This is a genomic window from Marinovum sp. E3 (assembly GCF_055755275.1).
In genome coordinates this window covers 35,296-59,845 of the sequence record NZ_JBVTQV010000008.1, presented here as the reverse complement: position 1 = coordinate 59,845, position 24,550 = coordinate 35,296, and the positions used below count along the sequence as shown (strand labels likewise).

Genomic DNA, 24,550 nt, shown 5'->3' with positions numbered 1-24,550 from the left:
GAATGCGCCGCGGGCCGGAAAATTGCTCCCGCGAGGAATGGCCCAAAGGGCCAGGGGAATTTTCTGGTGTGGGGCGCATTGCTGCCCGGGCGAGGGGCGCTCTGCCCCGACCCGCCGGTCCATCGCTCCCGCAATCCAACCGGGATCAGATCGAATCTGCGGAACCTTTGCCCTGCCGGACGTCACCGGGGTGGTTGGCGGTCACCCGTCCTCGATCTCCAGACCTTGTGCTTTCATGGCCTCAAGCAATGACCGGCGCAGCGCATCTTTGCCAAAAGCCCGCAGATCGTCGTTGAAATCCCCTGTGGTCGGCACGAGATCACCACAGATAATTCCACGCGATTCCAGTTGGTTACGCAATCTCATAGATGCATTTCGTCCAGCCTCATCGTTGTCCCGCGCAATCCAGATGCGATTGACGCCCGGCGGCGGGATGAAGAGGCCGAGATGGGTGGCCGTGAGACAGGACGCGAGGTCAAACTCCGGCAGAGCGGTGCCGACTGTGAGCGTGTTTTCGAGACCTTCACCGACGATGAGATCGGAGCGAGAGGTGCCGGACCAGAAACGGATGGCGTTCCCGTGAAGCTGCCCGAGAATTCGCTTCGGGCTCTCGATCTCGGCCAATCCGCCGGTCGACGGGTCGAGATAGAACCGTGCGCATCCGGTGATCTGACCCCGATTGTCTGTGACCTTCGCGATCAGGGCAAGGGCCCTTTGCGGCAGATCAGGGTCGTCCTCGCCATGGCGCAGAAAGACCCGCGGGTGATAGCGGAGGGCCGGGCCGAGGCGCGTGATGCTGCGCCCCTGCAAATAGGTGGCGGCCAATGTGCCAAGCACGGGCTTGCCAGCGGCGAAGAGATTGCGCGCCCGCGCGATGCGTTTGCTGATGCCTGCATTGGGGCGCTCAGCTTTGCGAGTGTCACCGGGCACGGCAGGGCAGGGGGCCTCGCCGAGGAAGGACCGGGCCTCCCTCAGCGTTTCCGTCAGCGTGACCGACCCAAGCCGTTCATGCAGCAGGTCGATCAGGTCACCATACTCACCCGTCGCAAAGTCGGTCCAGGACCCGGCCTTGCGACCAGTTTCAGCCTTCAGCCGTATGGCAAGGCTCTGCCCTTTGGCGCCCGAAGTGTCGCCAACCTGCCAATAGTTGCCCTGCTTGCGCCCTTCGGGGAAATACTGGCGGCAGAAACTCTCGGCCCGGTCTGCCAAATCGGCAGAGAGGTCTGCGATGCTGCGCCGCGCACTCATGCGGCGGCATCCGCTGCGCTGGCCCCAACCGGATGCTCGGCGAGCACCCGCGCGAGAACGTCGGTGCTATCCACCGGGATGAACACCCGCGTCTTCCACTGGATCACCTCGGTGAAACAGCCCATGGCCTTCAGACCGGGCAGGACCGCGCCGGACGCGCCGATCAGCTCGAGCCTCGGTTGGCCCATGACCAGCGAGCGGCGCAGCTGGTAGCCGCCAAGGAGGCTCAGGGTCGTTTTGGCCTCCATTATCGCGGCGAAGGCCTCCTGCGGCGTCATCTCGATCTGGCAGTCGAGCCCAAGGCGCGCATAGACACTCAGAAGCTGCTCCTGACTGACAAGACGCCCGATGGCGCGTTCTCCATCTTCAGTCTGCAGGCGATAGATGCGCATATTGTCGGCGGGCAGGCGGTCCCAGATCGGCAAGAGCAACCCGCAGATCAGCGTGGTCTTCGAGGTGGTGAACTCCGGCACCGCCTCGACCTCGGCCTGCCAGAGCTGTTCGAACGTCCGGTCGTCGATCTCTTCCCAATGCGATTTCGAGAATTCGGTGGCGACGAGGATCTCGGTCTCCATGGGACGTAGGAGCTTCACCCGGAGAATCGGCACACCGTCCTCGTCCATAAATGCCGGCGCCTTCACCATCAGGGCCGCGCGTTTGGAGGTCGTGTTCCAACAGAGCGTCGCGCCTTTCGTATCGGCGCAGATGGCTTTGACCCGGGGTAGGGTGAGCGGATCGTTGCGATCCGTGCGCTCCACGGTCAGGGCGGTTGCCGTCGCCCCCGTCGTTTCATGCTCGAAGATGACCTTGCGATCGACGATCTCGAACTTCTCGGCCCGAAGGGTCTCAAGACCCACGTCCAAAGTGCCCGCCTGGCGCGCATCCTCGATGATGGCCGTGAGGAACCCGCCGAAGGCCTCGAAGATCGCGTCCTGCATGTCGATCCGGAGTGCGAGGCAACGGTTCAAGAACTGCTGTATCGGCGGCAGGTTTTCCTTCATCGTGCCATCCGCCTCATCGAGCGTCAGCCCGGTCATCTTCTGGAACTTGGCGTAGGAGCAGGCCTCGATTTTGCCCGCGCGCAGTTTGTAGAAGAACTGCCGCAACGCCGCCCGCGCGTGGGGGCTCTCGAGATTGTCCTCGGCGCGGAACATGTTCTGCCCGCCGGTTTCACGTTGGCCCTTGGTGATCGCCCCGAGCGTATCGAGACGGCGTGCGATGGTGGAGAGAAACCGCTTCTCGCCCTTCACATTGGTCGCCACCGGACGGAAAAGCGGCGGTTGCGCCTGATTGGTCCGGTTGGTGCGCCCGAGCCCCTGGATCGCATTATCGGCCTTCCAGCCGGGCTCCAGAAGGAAATGCACCCGCAGGCGCTGGTTCTTCGCACCAAGATCGGCGTGATAGCTGCGCCCCGTCCCCCCGGCATCGGAGAAGATCAGGATGCGCTTGGTGTCGTCCATGAACGCCTGTGTCTCGCCGAGGTTGGAGGAGGCAGGGCGGTTCTCGACCTTGAGCCGCCCCTCGCGCGTTGTCACGATGCGCCGCTTGCGCCCCGTGACCTCAGCCACCGCATCGCCCCCGAAATGCCAGAGGATCTGGTCGAGCGCGCCCTGCACCGGAGCAAGCGCCCCAAGATGCTCGATCAGATCGTCCCGCCGCCGCTCCGCCTCGCGGCAGATGATCGGGTTGCCATCACCATCGCGGGCAGGGCGAGATCGCAGATCGCCGTTCTCGTCGGTGTAGGGCTCGAAAAGCTGCGTCGGGAACGAATGCATCAGATAGTCCATGATGTTCTCGCGCGGCGTGAAGTCGACCTGCAGATCGTCCCAATCCGAAGGCGGGATCTCTTCGAGCCGCCGTTCCATCACCGCCTCGCTGGTCGAGACCACCTGGATCACCGCCGAATGACCCGCCGCCAGGTCGGCCTCGATGGCGCGGATCAGCGAGGGACACTTCATGGCGGTAATGAGATGGTTGAAGAAGCGCTGCTTGTTGCTCTCGAAGGCCGAACGCGCGGCGGATTTCGCCTGGGCGTTCAGTGTGCCTGCTTCGGAGGAAATGCCCGAGGCCTGCAGCGCCGCCTCCAGGTTGTTGTGGATGATCTGATACGCATCAGCGTAGCTGTCATAGATCGCGACCTGGGCGGGCGTCAGCTCGTGGACCAGCATCTCGTATTCGACCCCCGCGTAGGAGAGCGAGCGCGCAAGATAGTGCCCGAGCGCCTTCAGATCGCGTGAAATCATTTCCATGGCGGCGATTCCGCCCGCCTCCATCGCGGCAACGAATGCTGCCCGTGTTACAAAAGGGAAGTCTCCGGTTCCCCAGATCCCAAGTCGCGAGGCATAGGCGAGATTGCCGACGACTGTGGCGCCAGTAGCCGAGACGTAGAGGACCCGCGCATCGGGCACGGCGTTCTGCAGCGCGAGGCCCGCAAGACCTTGCTGGGAGGCCTTTTTGTCACCGCGGCCGGACTTTTCGCCGGCGGCATTCGCCATGGCGTGGCTCTCGTCGAAAGCGATGACCCCGTCGAAACCTTCCCCGAGCCAGGATGTCACCTGGTCGAGACGGGAGGCCTTACCCTCGCGTTCAGCCGAGCGGAGCGTGGCATAGGTGACGAAGAGGATGCCCTCTGGGAGACGGATGTCACTGCCCTGGCGAAACTTCGACAGCGGCACGATATCGCTTTCGCGACCGCCGAGCGCCATCCAGTCGCGGCGCGCATCTTCGATGAGCTTGTCGCTCTTCGAGACCCAGACTGCCCGGCGGCGCCCCTGTAACCAGTTGTCGAGGATGATGCCCGCGACCTGCCGCCCCTTGCCGCAGCCCGTGCCATCGCCAAGAAACCAGCCCTTGCGCAGGCGGAAGGCACCGTCGTCGCCCTCGGCCGCTGCCATCAGCTGGCCCTCGATCTCGCCACGTTTGAACCAGCCTTTGAGATGCGTCTCATGCGCATTGCCCGCATAGATGACACTTTCGAGCTGCGGCGCGGAGAGGAGACCGTCCGCGACAAGGGTTTTCGGCAGGAGCGGGCGGTAGGTTGGTACGGGTGGCGGGACCGAGGCCATGGCCGCTGATTGCACAAGTGCTGCCGGATGTTCCGCCGCACCGTCGATTTGGATCGCCTGAAGGTCATAGGCCTCGTAGACCGTGTCCTGCAGCGCGCCCTCGGGTTCGCTCCAGGCTTTTGGCAGGTAGTCGAGCGGGGCCGTCTCTATGTCGTCAAAGGGATGCCTGGCGCGTTCTTCGGCGAGGGCGCGGGTTTCCTGGCGTGCGGCGTTGCGCAGGGCGTTCAGGTTGGTGCGGGGCGGGCGAGACGGAACCGACAGGGCCGAACTCGTCGGGCAGGGCGGAGGGCTCTGGCGCTCGGGGCAATGGGCGAGCACTGCGGTGAGAAGATCGGCCGTGGTCGCGCGGATCGGATGATAGGCAGCCTCGATGTCAACCCGTGCGGCCTCCTCCGCGACGACAGTCCGCTTGTCGATCACCGTCAACCGCGTGTCGATCTTGGTGCCATGCCGCGCAAAGACCTTGCCGTCGATGGCGGCGGAAAAAACGGCGTCGGCGCCCTGTCCAATCCGCTGGAATGTCGATTGGAAGCTTTTCGTCGACGGGCGAAAGCTCTCGCCGGTGATGACGACCAGACGCCCGCCCGGCGCGAGGCGCTCCAAGGCGGACAGAACATGGTGGCTGGTGGCCTGCCGGAACTTACCCTCGACATGATTGGCAGCGGAGAAGGGCGGGTTCATCACGATGACCGATGGCGTGATCGACCGATCTAGCCTGTCGTCGATCGACGCGGCATCGTGGTCTGAGACGACGGCATCCGGGAACAAATGACCCAGCAAGGCGCGGCGGGTCTCACACAACTCGTTCAGCGCCAGTCGCGCTCCAGCGATCCGGGCGAAGATCGCCAGCATCCCCGTGCCGGCCGATGGCTCGAGCACCAGGTCGTCGCTCCGAAACCCTGCCGCTTGCGCGACGATGGCCGCGAGAGGCAGTGGGGTCGAGAACTGTTGCAGACGGACGCTGTTTTCGGAGCGCCGGGTGTGCGACGGTGCCAGACCGGCGAGACGTTCGATCATGCTGAGAAACGCTCGTGGCGAGGCAGCCCGCCGCTGCATCAGAGCGCCATAGCGCGAGAGCATCAGGATTTGGGCGACCTCGGCAGCCTCATACGCGTCCTTCCAGACCCAGGCGCCGCTGGTGTCACTGACACCGAAGATATCTTGCATGGCGGCGCGGAGAGACGCCGCGTCGATGGGCTTGCCCGCCTCAAGCTGCGGAACAAGAGCGGATGCGGCCTGCATCAAGTTTTGGGCAAAATCGCAAGAAGCACGTAGGGCAGGGGCCTCGGCATCGGTTGCAAGTGGGACGGAATGGGGGTGAGCGTTCATCGGCAATCTCCGGGGTTGAGGGTTGGCCCCGAGCCCCGTGCGCACTCTCTCACCCGGGAGGGGTCACCCCTCCCGCCCAGTCTCTCGCTCTTTCATGGCCTCGAAAATCGACGTCTTGGCAACGAGAGCTTATCCACAGAATCTGGGGATGATGCTGTGGGCGTTGTCGCGCAAACCCATGCCAGGCTGTAGGAACAGGACCGTGCCTGCTCTTTAGGCACCTCCAACTAAACGGACCCGACACACAGCACGCTCGGGGACCGAATGGCCAACGAGGAGAAATCGCAAGAATTCAGAATGGGGATCTGCAAATAAAAAGGCGGCATCCGGGAGGAGGTGGATGCCGCCAAATATTCCGGAACGGTTCAGGGAGGAGGAGAGAACCGATCACAGGATTAAAGATAGGGGCAATGCTGCCCGCACAATGGACAGGCTATGACATTTCTGCAATGCAGCAATACGTGCGATTGAGCGGCGGCTCATCATCGCTCCGGTGTGTCGCGGCACGTTATTCTATGGAGGAGCGGTCAATGCGCCGGTCGCGGGCGGCACATGTGGATCTGACCGAGGAACGGCAGTCCGCGCCTCCGGCAAACAATGCGTCTCATAGTCGCCAACAAACCCCCAGCAGGCATCAACCTCCTCGCCGTTCTGCTCGATGACATAGCCATAGACCCGTCCGCCGAGATAGGCGTCGTAGTCAACGATCTCTCCACGTAAGACGTCTTCAGCCTTTTCGCGCAGCGTCTTGGTGGCGCGTTTCACACCGAATTCTTTTCGCACATCTTCGAGCGTAACATAGACGAAACCGACCTGGCCGGAATCCCAGGGGCAGTGGAACCCGATGGTGTTCATCGCGAGGCCGGAATGGTCGTAGAGAAATACGGGCAGAATGATTGCCGTACGCTCGGCGCGGCCGCGCAGGCGATCCATTGAGAGATCGCTCTGATCCGAGACGCCCGCGAGGTCGCGCAAGAAGGCTTCGGGATTGTCGAAGCGATGACTGTCGCCCAGCCGATAGCGCCGGTGCCAGCAAATCAGCGTACTGAGGTTGGACCACTCGCGCGGGCTTTCAGGATCGGGATCTTGGTAGATCTTGATCGTATGGCCTTGGTAGACCTCTTCATGGACTGGGTATCGCATGTGGATTTCCTCTCGTTGAACGAAAACGACCCGCCAAGCCGGTAGGGCTCAAGCGGGTCGGCAAAGTGTTGGAAGGCGTGGCCGCAGGCGCCGCTTATGGTTTCAGGCGGCGGCGCGGTTCTGACGATGCTGAAGGTGCTCGACCGAGACTTTCAGCAGCCAGTCCTCGAACCCGAGCAGGGTCTGCTGATTGGCGACGGCTTGGATCCAGTCCGCACGCGGATCGCTGCCGATCTGCGTGGGATCGTTGTCGATCCGGCCATTGGCCATCCACGGCTCCGGCTGGATGCGACCGAGCCAGTCCCCCAGCGAGGGGATACGCCCTTGGCAGTCCTCGCGCACATGTTGTTCGCCGATCCATCGGATCGGGACGACACGCCCCGCGCTGTTGGTCAGGCTGCGACCGAGCAGTCTTTCGGCATCATAGATCCCGACCGTATGATGTTTTTGGGCTCTGTGAACGAAGAGGCCTAGGTGCTCCTTTGATGAGTCGAACCAGTCATGCACGAACTGATAGTCATCTGGCACACCGCCGAAACGGCGGGCGGAGCTTTCGGCGTGATGGAGGGGATGTGCCATGTCAGAGCCCCTCATGTTCGGTGGTCTCAGTCTCGATATAGCGGTTCGAGTGACTGACATCGATCTTGTCGGACTCGAGTGCCCAGGTCAGTATTCCGTATCCGCCTTCATTGTTCTCGAAGCCGGGGCTCAGCGCATAGGCGAAGTCCCAGCCGAAATCCTCCACTCGGCGGCGCATCTCTTCGGTCAGTGTGATCGTATCCGGCGTCATCACGACATCCTCAACATTGCCGGAATCGCCATAGCCTTCATATTGCACCTCAATGCCGGTCACGCCGAGGCCGCGTAGTTCGGCGAGCAGGGCTGCCCGGGTCTCGACCCGCCGTTCGGCTGCACGTTGTTGGGCCTCCAGCATCTGCGCATAGAAATCGGTTGCTTGTGTCATCTTGTGGTTCCTTTCGAACGGAGAGGGGAGGGCGACCGTCGAGCGAGGCCGCCCCGTAAGTTTCCTGTGGACGAGCTTCAGGCCGCCGCCGCGCGGCGCTTCTCGGCTGTGCGGTCGACGAGGTTGAAATACAGGTTCTCGGTCGCGCGCTTGAACCCCGGGGGTTTGCGCGGGGCAAGGCAGCGCACCGAGGCGCTGCAGCTCTCTCCATGCTCCATCGCGAAATGCGTCACCTTGCCGATCAGGTCGTCCATGCCCGCGGCCTGGATGCGCTTCTCGGGGTAGCTCGCCATCATCTGGAACTCGGTGACGACAAAAGCGCCATCACGATGCGCGGGGTAGAGGGTGATCTGGTAGTCGAGTGTCTTGGCCATATCTGGTCTCCTGCGGCGGGTGGGGCGCGACCATCGCGACCTGCTGAAACCCGCCAGCGCGAAAGGACCGCCCTCGAGGTGAGAGCGGTCCGGGGCGGTGCTGGGGAAGAGAGGTCGTCAGTATTCCGAAGGGAGCAGCAGGGTCAGGACCCGGCGTGTCTGCGTGGGATCGGACGGCACGGGGGAGCCGTATTGGTAGTCGGCGTCATAGAGGTCTAGCTTGAACCAGACCGTCGTGCCCTCAAAGTCGATGACCCCCATTTCGTGCCAGCCATGGGGATCGCTGTCGGTGTTGAAGCGGTCGAAGGCGGCAACGCGACGGGTCAGTTCCAGCAGGGCATCGGGCCCGAGTGCTGCGACGCCACCTGTCATCACAAACTGGCCCTGCGGGGCATCGGCAGCGGGGTTGTTCCCGAGGATCGAACGGCGAAAGGCATCGTTCTGCGCGGCGATGAGCGCTGCTTCCTGAACGGGGTCGAGGTCGAGGATGGTGGTCATGGGGTTTCTCCGGGACGGGCCAGCCGATCCGGTATCGGCTGTAGGCAACCCGACAGCCGGAAAGGGCCGCCCTCGATGTGAGGACGGCCCAAGGCTCATGCTGTGATTAGATCGGCAACCGTTTCGTCAGGCTGCACCCCCGCTGAGGAAGGCGGGCAAGGAAGATGGTTCACCGCTCTCCGCATCGGCCAGAGGATCTGCGGCTGGCACATCCCCTTCCTCGATCTCCGGCGCCTCAACAACCGTGTGGGCGTCGCCATCTGTCGCACCTATGAACACCATTCCGTCGGGCAGCCAGCGCGTCGTCTTGCCAACCGTCGCGGCGTCGAAACCCTCAGTCTCGCCGGCGGTCTCCGCGAAAGCCCGCTCCATCGCCGCCGCGATATCGCCCTTTCGCTCGCGATTGCGATCCTCGGCGTAGTCGTCGCCGATCAGCTCGCGCGCGGTCGCCACCGCATGCCCCTTGTTGACCCGTCCCCAGTAGTTCTGCGCGGTCGGGCGCCAACAGGCCGCCACATCGACATCAAGCCGCGCACCAATCTCCTCAATGATCGGGGAGGGGCGATTGTCGGTGCTGAGTTGCGGCTTGACCGCCAATCCCGTCGCCCAGGCGAACAGCGCTTGCTTATTCGCTACAGGCAGTGCCGACATTGCCCGGAAGTCCTCGGGTTTCTCTAGTTTCATCCAGTCGATGGCGAGATCCTGTTCCAGCGCCTCGAGCATCTTCTGCGCGACCGTGCCTTCATGCAGCACATCGTGACCCGAGGCCTGGAAGGGCCGGATCGAGATATCGAGTGCCTCGTTGTTGTAGGATCGCCCGAGTGCCTGCTCGCAGAGCGCGTAGAGTATCGCGTCGAACGCCACTTCAAAATCCGCCGCAAGATGCGCGCGAAGGATGTGTTGGCGCGTCGCGCGCAGATCATCCGCCAAGCTCGCCGAGATGCCGTCCGCCTTACGAAGTGTCGCGGCCGGGTCCGATATCGGCACCGGTGTGCTGGATGTTGGCGGCGTCACATGCGGGCGGGCAGCGGAGGAGACGTCGCCCGCATCAGCAGTGGCCTCGTCCGACTCGGGCGCGGTAGGAATATCCTCAGGCCGCACCAGGCCCTTCTCGACCCGCAGCGCCCCGTCATGTCCGATGGTCAGAACCACGCCGGCGATGGAGCGATCTTCTTGCGCATAAGGCTGCCGCTCACGCTGCAGGGCTTCGATCTCGCGCAAGCGCGGCTCAATGGCGTAGTACTCGTCGGTCTCCGCGTCCGTCCAGTCCTCACCGTCATTCTGCGCCGCCAGTTCTTCTTCACGCGCGATGAGACGCTCTTCCTCGGCCAGCAGATCCGGGTCAGGTTCGATGTCCTGCGGATAGACCCGCCCGAAACTGCGAAACGCGCCATAATCCACCGAGAGATGCACCTCGACCCATTTCCACTCCGCCTCGAAGGGTTTGGCCGCGGATTGCAGCTTCTCGATGGCGAGGCGCTCCAGAAGTTCGGGGTTTTCCATATGGGCGCTGGCACGGTCGTCGAAGAGATCGCGAAGCAGAACGCCGCCCGCCGCCTCGTAGGCCTCGATGCCAACAAAGCGCCCAAGGGCCGAGTTCGCCGAATGCGCGGTCTCAGTCAGGTGGCGTTTGATGCTCTGCGGATGGATGTGATAGCCGCCCTTCACCGCGTTCCAGACCGCCAGCTGGCGATCATGGTCGTCGGTCAGCGTGAAGGCCATCACGCATTCGAGGGTCAGATCACCCGAACGAAACTGTTCGATGATCTCGGGTGCGACGCGGGCGAGTTTGAGGCGGCGACGCACCAGGTCGACGGAGACGCCGAACTTCAGCGCAATCTCGTCTTCACTGCGTCCCTCGCCGATCATCTTGTCGAAGGCTTCGAACTGGTCAGCGGGGTGCATCGCCGCGCGTTGGAGATTCTCCGTGGCGGAGGTGAGGATGGCATTGCCCTCGTCTTCGACAAGACATGGTACAAGGTGATCGGCGGAGATTACTCCGTCTTCGGCGAGCTGTTTCAGCGCCTTTAGGCGACGGCCACCCGCGTCCACGGCAAAGCACGTCTCGGAGAGCGCATGGACTACCAGGTTCTGCTTGATGCCGTTCTCGCGGATGCTGGCAAGAAGCTCGGCGTCGTCGCTGGCGCTGGCGGCGACTTTGCGGACGTTGAGCGGACTCGGTTCCAGCTGGTCAAGTCGGATCAGTCGGATGTCGGCGGCGCCCTCAGGCGCTGCCGATCCCGCGGCTTCGGTCTGCTTAGAGGTGGCGGGTTTCGGTCGGGTCGTGGTCTTGGCCATGGTCAGGATCCTTGTCTCGCCGGACCCGGATGAGCCTCTCTCTATCCTTTCAAGCCCGGCACCCGGGCTTCCCTTTCTCTGGCTTTTCTCGAATGCCGATGATTCCGATTTTGACGACAGTCCACACGTAGACCCCTTTGGGGCATGTCTCGCCTGTAAGAATTTCGATTGCAAAAAAATACTTGCGCGCTCGAACAGCATCTCTTTGCATTGGTTATACCAATTCGGTATGCCAATATGTGAAAATATATTGATTCGAGGGAGCAACAAAATGGCTGGACCACTGGTAGGTATGAAGGTACTCGACATGTCGCGAATTCTCGCCGGGCCATGGCTGGGGCAGATCCTCTCGGATTTCGGCGCTGATGTCTGGAAGGTTGAGCGCCCAAAGACTGGAGACGATACCCGGCAGTGGGGGCCTCCGTTCGTACAGTTCGACAAACGCGAGGGGCGCGATGCCGCTTATTTCTTCGCGGCAAATCGTGGCAAGAAATCGATCTGTCTCGACCTGAAGGATGAACACGACCTGAATGTCCTGCGCAGCCTCGCAGAAAAAGCGGATGTCCTGATCGAGAACTACAAGTTCGGAGATCTGCGCCGGTATGGGTTGGACTTTGAGACATTGCGCAATACGAACCCAGGCCTTGTCTATTGCTCGATCACTGGTTTCGGACATTCGGGACCCTACAAGAAACACGCTGGCTATGACATGGCGATACAGGCCATCGGTGGCATCATGAGCCTGACCGGCGAACATAAGGACCGTCCAGGCGGCGGTGTTCAACGCGTCGGTGTCCCAATTGCCGACCTGCTGACTGGAACCTTCGCCGCTTCGGCCGTGATCGCCGCCTATCACCACAAACATCTGACAGGCGAAGGCCAGCATATCGACATGTCGCTTCTGGATACGCTGGTCGCCTGCCTAGCGAACCAGAACATGAATTACCTTGCAAGCGGGACTGTGCCCCAGCCGATGGGCAATGAGCATCCCAACATCGCACCCTATGGGGTCTTTCCGACTTCTGACGGCGAATTCGTGCTGGCCGTGGGGAACGACCGGCAGTACGCGGCGTTCTGCCGTGTCTCTGGTCTTAACAACGCCGCAACTGACAGCCGGTTCACCACCAATTCCGACCGGCTCAGTAATCGTGAAGACCTGACCGCGCTGATCAGTAAACGCACACGGCAGCACAGCACCACTCACTGGATGGAACTCCTGAACGCCGCGCATGTACCTTGCGCGCCGATCAATAATTTGGACGCAGTGCTTTCTGATCCACACGTTCTGGCACGGGGGATGCTGATTGACCTGCCGCATAGCGGTAGGGAAACGGTCAGGCTCGTGGCAAATCCGGTGCAGTTCTCCGGCACAAAGATCGAATACACCGCCGGTCCGCCGTTGCTGGATGAGCACCGCGAGGAAATTCTGAAGATGGTGCGGGATGAGCTCTCTGAGTCTGTCCACTCATGACTTGGAACAAAAATTCCAAACGTGTAGCGTACAATGGTGGTTGGGAGCAGATCCCGATCGCGCGTCCGTATTCCTAACCATGAAAGACCGCAATTGAATAACCAAAAGGCAATAGCCCAACTTCTGAACTTCATTCGCGAGCGGAGATACGAGAGCGGTGAGCGGCTCCCTTCGGAGCGGGAGTTTGCGGAAAAGTTCAAAACGACGCGACAGTACGTTCGCGAAGCCCTCACCGCTCTCGAAGCGATGCGGGTTGTCGAGCGGCGGCCGAGTTCAGGGATATTTCTGCGCGACCTGAACAGCGAAAGCAGTTTTGAAACGCTGGTTCTTCGCGCCGATTCAGACCTGCCGCTGCAAAAGAAGGAAGTGATGGACTCGCTGGAAACGCGTCGCATCCTAGAAGTTCAAGCCGTCGAACTGGCATGTGAGCGCCGTACCGACGAAGATATCTCCAAGCTTGAGAAGAACCTCGCGGAGACACGCACGCTGCTGGACAGATCAGAGTCGATCGAGGTCGCGGACCGCGAGTTCCACCAGCTCATCGTCCTGTCTTCGGGAAACTTCGTGCTCGTCCGGTTGATAAACGCCTTCTACGAGATGTCCCAGTTGCGACGAAAGCTCTTCTTTTCGGAGCAGTCACGTTGCAAGAGATCCTTTGCCGAACACAAGAAAATCTTCGAAGCCATCAAGAAGGCAAAACCGGATGTTGCCAGAAATGCGATGAACGCCCATTTGTCGGAGACCGTAAAGAGCTGGGAAAAACTCCTCACGGACCAAGGCGATAAAGACACGTAACTGGCAAGTTATTTAGGCGCTCTGGCGTTCGAGAACATCGCCAACCAAGCTTTTGTTCCCGGCTTTGCCTCCCACTGTTTGGCATCGTTCATAACTGATAGTCCCGCCTGAACGGCAGGGCGCGCTTTGATCGAGTTGTACCAGCGCTGGATATTCGGATAATTGGCTAGGTCCTGTCCCTGCATCTTTCGCGGACGCACCCAAGTAAACAGCGAAATATCGGCAATCGAGTAATCGCCAGCAACGTAGCCGCGCCCTTCAAGTCTCGTTTCCAGCACCTGGTACAGACGGGTCGCTTCATCGGTGTAGCGTTTGATGGCGTATTCGATCTTTTCCGAAGCGTAGACTCTGAAATGATGCGCTTGGCCCAGCATCGGGCCGAAGCCGCCCATCTGAAACATCAGCCATTCGAACACTTCAATCCGTTGCCGCGGATCCTCGGGAATCAGCTTGCCGCATTTCTCCGCGAGATAGATCAGAATCGCACCCGACTCGAAGACGCTGATAGACTTGCCGTCCGGTCCTGAAAAATCGACTATGGCGGGAACCTTGTTGTTGGGGCTGATCGCCAGGAACGCGCGGGCGAATTGATCGCCCGCGGTTATGTCTATCGGTTTGACAGTGTAATCAAACCCGGTTTCTTCGAGCATGATCGCTGCCTTGTAGCCGTTCGGGGTCGGCCAAAAATATAAGTCGATCATGACCAATCCCCCATCAGGCCGTCAGCTTCAAGCCGTTCGGCCTGTTTATCAGAAGGCCCGGGTTCATGATCCATGATGGATCCACCTCCTTCTTCGACGCGGCCAGCATCCGGGCATAAACCGGGTCGATTTCCTTGTCGAAGAAGGGTTTGAACGTACGCCCGACCGCGTGGTGGTGGGTGATCGTCGCGCCCAATTCGATCAGCGCCTGCGATGCCACGTCCGACAGCGCCTGATAATCTTCAAGACAGCGGTCATGCGTCGACGGAGCCATGATCGAGTAGTAGGGTGCCGGGCCATCCGGATAGAGGAACGAGAACCGTCGGCAGACGATGCCGCCGCCCGTGATACGTTTCTCGGCATCGGCAATCCGACGCATGAGCTCTGCGTCTATGCTCTTGAACTTGTCCCACGTATAGGCAGTCTCGAACGTAAAGCTAACGATGCCCATGGCTGCGCGAATGTGCATCAAGTATGGTAGATAGCGGAACTGTTTACGCCAGCTTCCCTGCGCGCCCGAACGGCTGGTTCCAAGCGCGTCAGATCCCGTGCCAGCCTGCTGACGGACGACGCCACCATGATCCCGGCAGATCTCGAGCCCGCGTTCCAGCCAGGCGTCCATCGGATGATCGGCTGACTCGAAGCCCAAAAGAAGCATTGATTCGGAGCCATCCCCGGCGCCATAGAAATAGGCGTCCTTTTCATCCAGGTACCGGCAGTTCGCGGGGAAGAGGCCCGCTTGGGTAATCTGCCGAACCGCATCTGCACCCTCATAGAAGTCTTTGAACGCAATCGACGCATTGGCGCGGAAATTGACACGCCCCTGAAGGCGCATCCAAGCCTCGGTGATGATCCCATGCGTGCCTTCAGAGCCGATGAAGGCTCGGTCCGGATCGGGACCCGCACCCGATCCGGGCAGGCGTCGGTTTTCCACGGTACCTGTCGGCGTGACAACCCGCAAGCTTTGGACCGATTCGTCAATATGAGTCAGCATGGTGGCGTAGTGACCCGAAGACCGCGTCGCGATCCATCCGCCTAGGGAAGAGAATTCCCAGGACTGAGGAATGTGGCGCAGGGTGAAGCCGTGCGGCTTGAGACCTTCCTCCAGTGCAGGTCCCAAGATGCCAGCCTGTATCCGCGCACTACGCGAGACAGGGTCAACCTCGAGGATCTGGTTCATGTTGCCCAAGTCAATGATGACTGCGCCTTCACAGTCTTCGGCTGGAGCAAAGAACCCGCCCGTCACGCTCGAACCACCACCAAAAGGAATCGCTGCGTAGCCGTTCTCGCCACACCAATCCAGCACAGCCTTAATCTCTTCCTCATCGCGGGGGTAGGCGATCACGTCAGGCGGGTTATCGAAGTTCCGCCGATAGATTTGCACCATGTCCTTGAAGCCCTTGCCGTAAGTATGAACGACACGGTCCCATTTCTCGGTGGTGCAGAAATGCGCGAGACTGGCGGGCGGCGTGATACGCGGTGCACGCAACTCGATTTCATCCAGCGTCGGATCGGGCAACAGTTTGAAACCTTCGACACCCAGCCGCTTCGCAACGCGTTCGCACATTGAGTCGATTTCGGACTGGGGCACCTCGTCGCCTTCGTAACCCCACGTCCAGAATTTCCGTTTGCGGCCAAAATACCGCCCATCAGTTGTAGTCAATTCCCATCTCCTCCGATTTTTTCACGGTCCGGTCAGCGGTGGTTCATCGAATCAGGTGATTGTCGGAACTTCAAACCGGTGATACCAGTTTGGGTGACCAATTTTAACAAGTCAAGCGCCTTCTTGCCCCGCCCTGGCTACTGAGTCACGGGAATGACCACGTAAAATTCCTTGACGCAGAGCCAAGTTCGTTTAATCTGATCATACCAGATTGGTAATACCACACCGGGGCTCCAAGTGCCGAATCGCCGAATGCAAACTGCGGCCAGGCAATGCCCTGATGAGTTTGAACACTCGCAGGAGACGCAAAAGCGGCCATACAACAAACACTTAGCGCGGCGTGTCTCTCATTGAACTTCTAAGGGAGGAAACTAAAATGAAATTAACTGGAAAACTACTGTGCTCAGCATTTAGCTCGGCGCTTGTCGCAACTAGCTTGTTGATCTCGAGCACAGACCCGGCGCAGGCCGAATTCCCAGAACGCCCAATACAAGCGATCGTTCCTTGGGGCGCCGGCGGCGGCGCGGACGGCATCGTGCGCAAGATTATGAGCATCGCAGAGCGGGAATTGCCGGAATCGATATTCGTCGAGAACTTGGATGGGGGCGTGACCTCGATCGGGATCAACAGACTGATGAATTCCAAAGCCGACGGTTACACAGTCGGTGCGCTTACCTACGACAGCGTTGTGACCGTGCCGTGGGAGAATATTTTACCTGGCTACAGCCTCGACAAGCTGGACATGATCGCCTTGGTGACCACTGAACCGAACGCCATGATCGTTGGCGGTGATACGCAGTACGATTCTCTGCAGACACTTCTGGGCGCTGCAAGGGCCGCTCCCGGCGAAATCAAGGTCGGCATCATGGGACTGGGCTCCATGACGCATCTAACCCTGCTGCAACTGCAAGAACTGACAGGGACAAAGTTCCGTATCGTTGCCTATCCGGATGGCAGCGCTGGCCAAAAGGAGGGCGTATTGTCGGGCGAGGTCGATGCCGCGGTCACGAGCCTTGGTGATTTTGCGCCACTGCTGACGGCAGGTGATGCGCGTGGTATTGTCGAATTTAGCGCCGATAGGAACCCTGGCTTTCCGAATGTTCCGATCAGTAGTGACGTCGGTCTAAGCCTTGAGACCGGCAGCTTCCTGTTGTTCGCAGTTCCGACAGGCACGCCGGACGAGGCCAAGAAAACTCTCGAAAACGTGATCAAGGGGGCTTGGGAAAGCGACGAGTTTCAGGATTGGGCGAAGAAAGTCGGAGTGACGGCCACCTGGATGGGCAGCGACCAGGTTACGGACTTCGCGTTGGATTTCCAAGAGACTATCTTCGACAAGCTCCAGGAACTGACGGACCAGGGCATTCTGCAGTAGCGCAGGACGAGAAAGGCCCTGTCTTAAACTGCCCGGTTTTGACCGGGCATGCAACCAATCGAGCCAAAGGATACCTAAAATGACCAAATCAGCTCGGCGCTTTCCGGTGCACGAATTGATGTTACCGTTGATCCTGTTCGCCGCCACAACCCTTTATTTTGCTGATGCCCTGCGCAGCGGCACACTATTCCGCTATGGTTTACCAAGCGCAGGCTTTATGCCCGTCGCGCTGAGCCTAGCGATGTACGCTGCGCTGATTGCTGTCGTGGCTGGCGTCATTCGGCGTTGGAAATGTAGCGTGAACGAGGTTTCATTGCCCGATGAGTCGGGCGGAATACCCGATCTTCAGGATCTAGAAACTGACACCACCAAGCCGAACCACATCGCAACCCTAGTCGTCATGGGAGTTTGCCTTCTTTACGTTTTGGCGTTCCGACCCCTTGGCTTCGTGTTTTCAACATTTCTGTTTTCGATTGGCCTGCTCGCGGCGTTCCGCTTTGGTTGGACAAGAGGACGAATCGGAATTGCGGTCAATCTCGGGTTGGCGGTCGGGATTTGTGCATTGGTCTACCTTTTCTTCACAGGCATTTTCGGCATCCAACTGCCTCGCTGGGGAGAGTGACCTAAATGGAGCAGCTTGTAAATATTGCCGGTGGCTTCCAAGTCATCGCACAGCCTATGGTTTTCCTTTATCTAGTCGCCGGCTTTTTGATCGGCACCTGTTTCGCTGCGATACCCGGCTTGACCGGGACTCTCGCGATCGCCCTGATCCTACCGATCACATATTCGATGGACGTCACCTCATCGCTAGTTATGTGCGCAGCGATTTTCATGGGTGGCCAGTACGGAGGTAGTATTACAGCCATCACGGTAAATATCCCGGGAGCGCCTTGCGCGGTGATGACCGCGTACGAGGGGAACATGTTGATGCGGAAGGGAAAGGGCGCGATTGCTTTGCGACATGCAGCACTTGCTTCGATGTTTGGTGGCGTGATCGGGGCAATCCTGTTGATGGGCCTTGCCCCGTTCATGGCTCAAGCCGCGCTTTTGGTGCAAACACCAGGGAAATTCTCGCTGATCCTATTCGCCTTCTTCGTGATCATCATTTCAAACGATCAGTCAATTTCCAAAGGTATCGTGGCTACGCTCTTGGGTCTCATGGTTGCTACAATTGGCATCGACGTCGCCAGTTCGAAGGCACGTCAGACCTTCGGCATACCAGCCCTCGTCGAAGGCATTGACCTAATGGCTGTTATCATCGGTGCATTCGCAATCAGCGAATTGCTTGTACAGGTCGCGTCCTATCGGGGCGAAATGCAGGTCAGCTCGAAGTCCGCCACCGGTAGTCGTTGGAGCATACGCGACTTCGTCCCACGCTTAGAGGACTTCCGGTTGATCGGTGCAGCACGCTACTTGAAATTTGCGAGCATCGGCTATTTCGTTGGGGTCCTGCCTGGGGCAGGCGGTAGCAGTGCGGCGTTCGTGTCCTATGCGGAGGCAAAGCGCAGTTCAAAGCGTCCTGAGGAGTACAACCATGGCTCTATCGAAGGTATCGCTGCGGCCGAAGGAGCGAACAATGCAATGTGCGGCGGTTCACTCGTGCCAATGTTGACTTTCGGCATCCCTGGCGATACGACAGCCGCGGTGATCTTGGGCGTTCTCATCATCAATGGCCTGCAGCCGGGACCACAGCTGATGACGGAGAACTTCGCAATCGTGACCCCGATGATGGTCGCGCTGCTGGTGGCCGCACTGCTGATCCCAATCACCTTGTTGTTTCTCGGACCTTTATACATGCGCCTTGTTTCCGTAAACAAAGCCGTTCTGTTTTCCGGGATTGCGGTCGTCGCCATGGTCGGCGCCTATGTGTCTACCTTCTCAATATTCCAGATGGGGGCAGCGTTGGCCGTAGGCGTCGTCGCCTATTACATGCAGCGCGGTGGCTATCCGATGGTTTCGTTCCTACTGGGCTTCATTCTGGGGCCTGATCTGGAGGTCTACATGCGGCGGAGCTTGGCAATTACCGACGGTAGCCCGTCCATATTCTTTACCAATCTAGACAGTCTTTTCTTCCTCGGCCTAATCGCCGTGTTCCTCTACTTCATGGTTCTACGGAAACCCTCTACAAGCGGTGTGCAGAATCAAGATTCTGCGTCCTGAAGACTGATTGGTGTAAGATGGAAGCTTTCAGATGAACTGTCTTCAACCTGCCTCTGATAAGGGTTTTACGCTCCCTGCCGGGGCTGGGCTCAAGTGGTCCGCAACAATCCCCACGATCAAGCCGTCGGAAACGCCAGATGCCCCGAGGCAATGACTTCGGCTATTCTGGATCCGGTTCACCTTGTGAAAGCGAAGCTGCGATTTCTCGGATAATTCCACCAAGCTTTTCCCGGGCTTCCGACGTGGCTTCCACGCTCGTCATGGATATGGCCAGACCTGCCACCGGCATGCCGTCCAACCCGAAGATCGGGGCGCCGACACAGACCATGCCTTCGCGGATTTCGCCGTCATCCAGAGCGTATCCCTTTTCCCGGCATTGCTGTGCGGCCACCTCAAAACGTCCCACATCCCGGACGCTTCCGGCGGTCAGGGGCGCCGGCCACGGCCGGTTCAGAAATGCCGCGCGCTTCGAGGCGGGCAGGAATGACAGCATCGCCTTGCCGGTGGCGGAATAGATCGCGGGCAGACGCATGCCGATCTGGAACGTGAAGTCCAACGGCTTCTCCGCGTTCTGGCAGGCCAGATACACGACCTGTTCACCATCGAGATACGAGAGGGTCACCGTATAGGAAGCAAGGCGTGGATCTGCGTCCATAATCCTGCGAAAATCCGAGGCTAGCGATGAACGCCGCAGATAGGCCGCGCTCCAATTCAGGCAATGCTGGGTCAGACTGTAGCCGACAGGCGCAGCAAAGAGCACACCGGCCTCCACCAATGTCTCACAGACCCCATAGACGGAGCTTTTCGGAAGCTGCAGATCGCGGGCTAGTGCCGACACACCCAGCGGCCCCGGGCTGGCGGCCAGCCTGTCGAGAACGCTCACCGCCTTTGCTGCGGCTGGAGCCCGGCGTTTCGATGTCCGGATGGTGGCCATATCCGAACCGGGTGCGGTCGGTTTGCTTGACATTCTTCGGCATCCTCTCGTATATTCCATATAACGAACGGCGTTCCTTATATGAAACAATCCATTGGAATGCAAGCCCAAACTGAGGATACCCAATGCGCATTGCCCTGAAAGACAAAGACCTTCTCAAATCGGCATGTCTGGTGAACGGCGCATGGGTCACCGCACGGCCTGGCGCCACTCTCGATGTCACGAACCCGGCGGACGGATCTGTGGTCGGCCGCGTTCCGATGATGTCCCCCGAAGAAATCCCCGAGGTGATCGAGGCCTCGCGCATCGCCCAGGCAGATTGGGCCGCCTGGCCCGCGAAAGAGCGCGCGGCCGTATTGCGCCGGTGGTTCGATCTGCTGACGGAACACAGCGCGGATCTGGCGCTGATCATGACGTTGGAGCAGGGCAAGCCACTACATGAGGCGCAGGGGGAAATCGCCTATGCCGCTTCATTCATCGAATGGTTCGCCGAAGAAGCCAAGCGCATCTATGGTGACATCATCCCGGCCCCGAAGCGAGAGCAGCGCATCACCGTCCTGCGCCAGCCCATCGGAGTCACGGCTGCAATCACACCCTGGAACTTCCCCGCCGCGATGATCACTCGTAAGGCCGCGCCCGCGCTTGCCGCAGGCTGTTCGATGATCGTCCGCCCCGCCGATCTGACCCCGCTCACCGCCCTGGCCCTTGGGGAGCTTGCCTGCCGCGCTGGCCTGCCGGCGGGCGTCTTGCAGATTGTCACTGGGCATGCAGCGGGGATCGGCAAGGTGCTCACCGACAGCAACGTCGTGCGCAAGCTTTCCTTCACAGGCTCCACCGAAGTCGGGCGTTTACTGATGGGGCAATGCGCCACCACGGTCAAGAAGCTGTCGCTCGAACTCGGCGGTAATGCCCCGTTCATCGTGTTCGACGATGCCGACCTCGATGCTGCAGTCGAGGGCGCGATGATCTCCAAATATCGCAATGCTGGGCAGACCTGCGTCTGTGCCAACCGCATATTGGTACAACGTGGTGTCTATGATGCGTTTGCCGAAAAACTTACCAAGAAGGTAAGGGCCTTGCGAGTCGGTGCGGGCACCGAAGAAGATACCGATATCGGCCCTTTGATCGAGGCGAGGGCGCTTGAAAAGGTCGAGAGCCATATTGTCGATGCGGTGAAGAAGGGAGCAACGCTCTTGTACGGAGGCCGACGGCTTGGTGGACTGTTTCTCGAACCTGCAATCTTGACGAATGTTACTCCGCAGATGGCCGTCGCCGCCGAGGAAACCTTTGGTCCCCTTGCCCCGCTTTTCACCTTCGATACAGAAGGAGAGGCTATCGCCATGGCCAATGACACGATCTTCGGCCTTGCGGCCTATTTCTACACCCGTGACCACGGACGCATGGTCCGCGTGTCCGAAGGTTTGGAATATGGCATGGTCGGCCACAATACCGGGCTTATTTCCAACGAAGTCGCCCCTTTTGGCGGCATCAAGCAGTCTGGCCTCGGGCGCGAGGGATCGAAATACGGGATCGAGGAATATCTCGAGATCAAATATCTCTGCAGCGCCGTTTGACGCCGCATTCGCGCGCTGCTGTCAACACGACCGCATTCCAGACCGCCCGTGTACTTTGTCTTGGGCGGGATGTCGGCCCTGAAACACGCAAAAACGACAGCCCCGATCTCGCCCTGAAAGGATATGCCATGAAGACTTACAGCACCGCCCTTGTGGACGGCAGAATCGTCCCGTTGGAGGGCGACCGCAATTCGATCATTGCCAGCCCGCTGACGGGGCAGGACGACCGCCGCACTTGCCACGGCGATGCCGCGGATGTCGATGCCGCCGTGAACGCGGCCCGTACCGCCTGCGACGCATGGTCCCAGACCGATGCCAGCACACGCCACAACGTGCTCGAGGCGCTGGCCGCCGGGATCGAAGAGCGCTCCCAAGAAGTGGCCGCCGCGATCACCGCCGAAGTCGGTACGCCCGAAAAAATCGCGCACGCAGTTCAAGCCGGGCTGCCCGTGCATGTGCTGCGCGGTTTTGCCACCGAACTGGACGGCGCACTGGCGGATGAAACCATTGCCCATTCAAAGGTTCAATACCGTCCTGTCGGCGTCGTTGCTGCGATTACGCCGTGGAACTATCCCTTGCATCAGCCCATGGCGAAAATCGGCGCGGCTCTCGCCGCCGGTTGCACATTGGTCATGAAGCCCAGTGACATGACCCCGCGCACCAATGCCCTTATGATGGAAATTCTGGCCAATACAACCCCGCCGGGCACCGTCAATGTGGTGCCCGGCGATGCCCGGACCGGCGAAACGCTATCCGGGCACGCGGACATCGACGCCGTCTCCTTCACCGGATCTGTCGAAGGTGGGCGTGCGGTCGCCCAGGCGGCAGCCAAGGCGCTAAAACCCTGTTTCCTAGAACTCGGCGGAAAGTCGGCGGGCATCCTGTTGGACGATGCCGCGCCGGATGTTGCGCTGAAGTCCATGGTCAACGGCGGATTTCTGAATAGTGGCCAGACCTGCAACGCGCTGACGCGAATTCTCGTGCCGAATACAATGCTGGACGAGGCTGCCACAAAGATCGGTACGCTGGCCGACAAAATGGCCGCGCGACTTGGCCCGTTGATCTCACAGGCCCAGTTCAACCGTGTACAAGGCTTCTTGGAGCGGGCGGATAAGGACGACACGGTCAGGCTGATCGCCGGTGGCCCTGGGCGCCTAGAAGGCCGGGAAGAAGGCTTTTTCGTGCGACCTACTGTGTTTGTGTCACAGAATGCCGACGCCGACATCGCGAGGGAAGAGGTCTTTGGTCCCGTCCTGGTGGTGCTGGGATACGGTGACGACGACGATTTGATCGCGCTGGCCAACGGTACCGACTACGGTCTGGCCGCCGCGATCTGGGGCAACGATACTGCCCGTGTCGATGCAATCGCAAGGCGCTTGCGCGCAGGTCAGATCGACGTGAACGGGGCGCCCTTTAATCCCCGCGCCCCCTTCGGCGGTTTCAAACAATCGGGCAGCGGCCGCGAACTGGGCCTGCACGGCATCCGAGAATTCCAGCGCCCGGTTTCAATCCAGAAAAAATCCTGAGGCCGCCTGGGCCCGAACTTGTAACTCCAATGCCCAGCCTCCAGCATTCGTGGGACACTGGCAACACCGATTGTGGAGATACAGATTATTTCAGGTTCAATTCAGGACGCTATGGACAGGACGATCCGGCACGGCGAACCGCGGAACCCTGCCCGCCACGCGGCACTCCTGCCGGGCATGGGCGTATTGCAACCGCCATGCCCGGCAACAGCGGGCGTCACCCGAAAACGGAATTGTCCCGCTGCATCAGGTGCTTGGCGATGATAATCTGCTGAATCTGCGTGGTCCCTTCGTACAGGCGCAGCAGGCGGACGTCACGATAGAACCGTTCGACCTTGTATTCACTGATGTAACCCGCGCCACCGTGAATCTGAACGGCCCTGTCGGCAACTCGGCCAACCATTTCGGTGCAGTACATCTTGGTACAGGCCGCGGCCATGCTCAGTTCATCGTTTCGACTGCCTGCGGGCACAGTGTCGTAAAGGGCCGCCGCGTTCTTCAGCATGGACTTCGCAGCGTAGAGTTCGGCCTGGCTGTCGGCGAACATGCCCTGAATCAGTTGGAAATTCGCGATCGGCTGCCCGAACTGCTTACGGTCCAAGGCATACGTCATTGCATCCCGTATCAGACGATCCGCCATTCCGCAGGCCTGGGTCGCAATATGCAACCGGCCCCGGTCGAGCACCTTCATCGCGGTGTAAAACCCCTTGCCGGGGATGCCGCCGATAATGTTTTCCGCCGGTACGCGCACATCTTCCAGGATCACGTCAGCGGTACGGGTACCCCGCTGCCCCATCTTTTTGTCGTGCTTGCCGATCGTCAGCCCATCGAGGCCTGCCGGAACGACAAAAGCCGAAATGCCTCTGGCCCCCGCTTCGCCAGTGCGAGCCATCAACGTGAAGGCGCCGGCGCGGTTCGCATTGGTGATGAATCGTTTCGTTCCATTCAGTACATAGAAATCGCCATCCTTCACCGCGCGCGTTTTCAGCGATGCGGCATCCGAACCGACCTCCGGCTCAGTCAGGGCAAAGGAGACGGTGATCTCTCCGGATGCGAAGCGCGGCAGCCAGGTCTCCTTCTGCTCCGCGGTGCCATCCATCAGAATCCCCTGCGAGCCGATCCCGACATTCGTTCCGAACAGAGACCTGAACGCAAAGGACGTATGGCTGATGTCATAGATCAGCTCGGCCTCCTGTGCCATCGACAACCCGATGCCGCCGTATTCCTCGGGGATCGAAAGCCCGTAAAGACCCATCTCCTTGATGTCCGAAACGATATCTTCGGGGATGTTGTCGTTTTCTTCGACATAGTCCTCAGCCGGGATAAGCCGTTCGCTCACGAACCGCTGAACGGAAGCGCGGAGAAGGTTGAAGGTGTCGTCGTCAAGTGCCATTTTCTATCCTTTGAAAATCGGGAACCGCGGGGAGGGGATTGG

19 protein-coding genes are annotated in these 24,550 nt (G+C 60.0%); 7 read left to right on the top strand and 12 right to left on the bottom strand.

The window, feature by feature from the left end; translation table 11 throughout:
• Window positions 1–201: 201 nt before the first annotated feature.
• From AC0J5K_RS22780 to AC0J5K_RS22745, 8 genes are all read right to left on the bottom strand, one after another.
• The gene (locus AC0J5K_RS22780) at window positions 202–1,248 is read right to left on the bottom strand and encodes a DUF7146 domain-containing protein (RefSeq protein WP_473010008.1); all 1,047 of its coding nucleotides are present in this window, start codon (window positions 1,246–1,248) and stop codon (window positions 202–204) included.
• Window positions 1,245–5,642 carry a strawberry notch-like NTP hydrolase domain-containing protein gene (locus tag AC0J5K_RS22775; protein ID WP_473010007.1) on the bottom strand — a complete coding sequence of 1,466 codons (4,398 nt, stop codon included), beginning with the start codon at window positions 5,640–5,642 and terminating at the stop codon, window positions 1,245–1,247. Before AC0J5K_RS22775 ends, AC0J5K_RS22780 begins: the two co-directional genes overlap by 4 nt.
• A 513-nt stretch (window positions 5,643–6,155) precedes the next feature.
• Window positions 6,156–6,785, bottom strand: a complete 630-nt coding sequence (locus AC0J5K_RS22770; RefSeq protein ID WP_473010006.1) for a hypothetical protein — start codon at window positions 6,783–6,785, stop codon at window positions 6,156–6,158.
• Between the two features lie 102 nt (window positions 6,786–6,887).
• The gene (locus AC0J5K_RS22765) at window positions 6,888–7,364 is read right to left on the bottom strand and encodes a DUF6915 family protein (protein WP_473010005.1); all 477 of its coding nucleotides are present in this window, start codon (window positions 7,362–7,364) and stop codon (window positions 6,888–6,890) included.
• Between the two features lies 1 nt (window position 7,365).
• A complete protein-coding gene (locus tag AC0J5K_RS22760; RefSeq protein WP_473010004.1) occupies window positions 7,366–7,749 on the bottom strand; it encodes a DUF6878 family protein in 384 nt (127 codons plus the stop codon).
• A 77-nt stretch (window positions 7,750–7,826) separates the two neighbouring features.
• The gene (locus tag AC0J5K_RS22755; protein ID WP_420415696.1) at window positions 7,827–8,123 is read right to left on the bottom strand and encodes a hypothetical protein; all 297 of its coding nucleotides are present in this window, start codon (window positions 8,121–8,123) and stop codon (window positions 7,827–7,829) included.
• 117 nt (window positions 8,124–8,240) lie between these two features.
• Window positions 8,241–8,621: a DUF3768 domain-containing protein gene (locus tag AC0J5K_RS22750; protein WP_473010003.1), complete on the bottom strand. Its 381-nt coding sequence runs from the start codon at window positions 8,619–8,621 to the stop codon at window positions 8,241–8,243.
• Window positions 8,622–8,747: 126 nt separating this feature from the next.
• Complete coding sequence (locus AC0J5K_RS22745; RefSeq protein ID WP_473010002.1) at window positions 8,748–10,919, bottom strand: ParB/RepB/Spo0J family partition protein; 2,172 nt, start codon at window positions 10,917–10,919, stop codon at window positions 8,748–8,750.
• Window positions 10,920–11,190: 271 nt separating this feature from the next.
• On the opposite strand from AC0J5K_RS22745, the gene AC0J5K_RS22740 reads away from it, so the two are divergent.
• Both AC0J5K_RS22740 and AC0J5K_RS22735 read left to right on the top strand, forming a co-directional pair.
• Window positions 11,191–12,390 carry a CaiB/BaiF CoA transferase family protein gene (locus tag AC0J5K_RS22740; protein ID WP_420415693.1) on the top strand — a complete coding sequence of 400 codons (1,200 nt, stop codon included), beginning with the start codon at window positions 11,191–11,193 and terminating at the stop codon, window positions 12,388–12,390.
• Between the two features lie 93 nt (window positions 12,391–12,483).
• On the top strand, window positions 12,484–13,185 hold the full coding sequence (locus AC0J5K_RS22735) for a FadR/GntR family transcriptional regulator (RefSeq protein WP_420415692.1): 702 nt from the start codon (window positions 12,484–12,486) through the stop codon (window positions 13,183–13,185).
• A gap of 8 nt (window positions 13,186–13,193) precedes the next feature.
• Here the strand turns inward: AC0J5K_RS22735 and AC0J5K_RS22730 are convergent, their stop codons facing one another.
• On the bottom strand, window positions 13,194–13,886 hold the full coding sequence (locus tag AC0J5K_RS22730; RefSeq protein WP_473010001.1) for a glutathione S-transferase family protein: 693 nt from the start codon (window positions 13,884–13,886) through the stop codon (window positions 13,194–13,196).
• Window positions 13,887–13,899: 13 nt separating this feature from the next.
• The gene (locus AC0J5K_RS22725) at window positions 13,900–15,549 is read right to left on the bottom strand and encodes an FAD-binding oxidoreductase (RefSeq protein ID WP_420415690.1); all 1,650 of its coding nucleotides are present in this window, start codon (window positions 15,547–15,549) and stop codon (window positions 13,900–13,902) included.
• Between the two features lie 376 nt (window positions 15,550–15,925).
• On the opposite strand from AC0J5K_RS22725, the gene AC0J5K_RS22720 reads away from it, so the two are divergent.
• From AC0J5K_RS22720 to AC0J5K_RS22710, 3 genes are all read left to right on the top strand, one after another.
• Window positions 15,926–16,921 carry a Bug family tripartite tricarboxylate transporter substrate binding protein gene (locus AC0J5K_RS22720; RefSeq protein ID WP_420415689.1) on the top strand — a complete coding sequence of 332 codons (996 nt, stop codon included), beginning with the start codon at window positions 15,926–15,928 and terminating at the stop codon, window positions 16,919–16,921.
• 79 nt (window positions 16,922–17,000) lie between these two features.
• Window positions 17,001–17,543 (top strand): tripartite tricarboxylate transporter TctB family protein, encoded by a 543-nt coding sequence (locus AC0J5K_RS22715; RefSeq protein WP_473010000.1) that lies wholly within the window; start codon window positions 17,001–17,003, stop codon window positions 17,541–17,543.
• A gap of 5 nt (window positions 17,544–17,548) precedes the next feature.
• Window positions 17,549–19,081: a tripartite tricarboxylate transporter permease gene (locus tag AC0J5K_RS22710; RefSeq protein ID WP_420415687.1), complete on the top strand. Its 1,533-nt coding sequence runs from the start codon at window positions 17,549–17,551 to the stop codon at window positions 19,079–19,081.
• 160 nt (window positions 19,082–19,241) lie between these two features.
• Here the strand turns inward: AC0J5K_RS22710 and AC0J5K_RS22705 are convergent, their stop codons facing one another.
• Window positions 19,242–20,048, bottom strand: a complete 807-nt coding sequence (locus AC0J5K_RS22705) for an IclR family transcriptional regulator (RefSeq protein ID WP_473009999.1) — start codon at window positions 20,046–20,048, stop codon at window positions 19,242–19,244.
• Window positions 20,049–20,140: 92 nt separating this feature from the next.
• Between AC0J5K_RS22705 and AC0J5K_RS22700 the strand changes: the two genes are divergently transcribed.
• Together AC0J5K_RS22700 and AC0J5K_RS22695 are read left to right on the top strand one after the other, a co-directional pair.
• A complete protein-coding gene (locus tag AC0J5K_RS22700; protein ID WP_473009998.1) occupies window positions 20,141–21,589 on the top strand; it encodes an NAD-dependent succinate-semialdehyde dehydrogenase in 1,449 nt (482 codons plus the stop codon).
• A 128-nt stretch (window positions 21,590–21,717) separates the two neighbouring features.
• Window positions 21,718–23,115, top strand: a complete 1,398-nt coding sequence (locus tag AC0J5K_RS22695) for an aldehyde dehydrogenase family protein (RefSeq protein WP_473009997.1) — start codon at window positions 21,718–21,720, stop codon at window positions 23,113–23,115.
• Between the two features lie 217 nt (window positions 23,116–23,332).
• Here AC0J5K_RS22695 and AC0J5K_RS22690 read toward each other — a convergent pair whose 3' ends face one another.
• Window positions 23,333–24,508: an acyl-CoA dehydrogenase family protein gene (locus AC0J5K_RS22690; RefSeq protein WP_420415683.1), complete on the bottom strand. Its 1,176-nt coding sequence runs from the start codon at window positions 24,506–24,508 to the stop codon at window positions 23,333–23,335.
• Between the last annotated feature and the right edge of the window lie 42 nt (window positions 24,509–24,550).

Excerpts from the sequence above, each read along its gene's own strand:
- AC0J5K_RS22780 (WP_473010008.1), bottom strand. The coding sequence starts at position 1,248 with ATGAGTGCGCGGCGCAGCATCGCAGACCTCTCTGCCGATTTGGCAGAC.
- AC0J5K_RS22775 (WP_473010007.1), bottom strand. The coding sequence starts at position 5,642 with ATGAACGCTCACCCCCATTCCGTCCCACTTGCAACCGATGCCGAGGCC.
- AC0J5K_RS22770 (WP_473010006.1), bottom strand. The coding sequence starts at position 6,785 with ATGCGATACCCAGTCCATGAAGAGGTCTACCAAGGCCATACGATCAAG.
- AC0J5K_RS22765 (WP_473010005.1), bottom strand. The coding sequence starts at position 7,364 with ATGGCACATCCCCTCCATCACGCCGAAAGCTCCGCCCGCCGTTTCGGC.
- AC0J5K_RS22760 (WP_473010004.1), bottom strand. The coding sequence starts at position 7,749 with ATGACACAAGCAACCGATTTCTATGCGCAGATGCTGGAGGCCCAACAA.
- AC0J5K_RS22755 (WP_420415696.1), bottom strand. The coding sequence starts at position 8,123 with ATGGCCAAGACACTCGACTACCAGATCACCCTCTACCCCGCGCATCGT.
- AC0J5K_RS22750 (WP_473010003.1), bottom strand. The coding sequence starts at position 8,621 with ATGACCACCATCCTCGACCTCGACCCCGTTCAGGAAGCAGCGCTCATC.
- AC0J5K_RS22745 (WP_473010002.1), bottom strand. The coding sequence starts at position 10,919 with ATGGCCAAGACCACGACCCGACCGAAACCCGCCACCTCTAAGCAGACC.
- AC0J5K_RS22740 (WP_420415693.1), top strand. The coding sequence starts at position 11,191 with ATGGCTGGACCACTGGTAGGTATGAAGGTACTCGACATGTCGCGAATT.
- AC0J5K_RS22730 (WP_473010001.1), bottom strand. The coding sequence starts at position 13,886 with ATGATCGACTTATATTTTTGGCCGACCCCGAACGGCTACAAGGCAGCG.
- AC0J5K_RS22720 (WP_420415689.1), top strand. The coding sequence starts at position 15,926 with ATGAAATTAACTGGAAAACTACTGTGCTCAGCATTTAGCTCGGCGCTT.
- AC0J5K_RS22715 (WP_473010000.1), top strand. The coding sequence starts at position 17,001 with ATGACCAAATCAGCTCGGCGCTTTCCGGTGCACGAATTGATGTTACCG.
- AC0J5K_RS22710 (WP_420415687.1), top strand. The coding sequence starts at position 17,549 with ATGGAGCAGCTTGTAAATATTGCCGGTGGCTTCCAAGTCATCGCACAG.
- AC0J5K_RS22705 (WP_473009999.1), bottom strand. The coding sequence starts at position 20,048 with ATGTCAAGCAAACCGACCGCACCCGGTTCGGATATGGCCACCATCCGG.
- AC0J5K_RS22700 (WP_473009998.1), top strand. The coding sequence starts at position 20,141 with ATGCGCATTGCCCTGAAAGACAAAGACCTTCTCAAATCGGCATGTCTG.
- AC0J5K_RS22695 (WP_473009997.1), top strand. The coding sequence starts at position 21,718 with ATGAAGACTTACAGCACCGCCCTTGTGGACGGCAGAATCGTCCCGTTG.
- AC0J5K_RS22690 (WP_420415683.1), bottom strand. The coding sequence starts at position 24,508 with ATGGCACTTGACGACGACACCTTCAACCTTCTCCGCGCTTCCGTTCAG.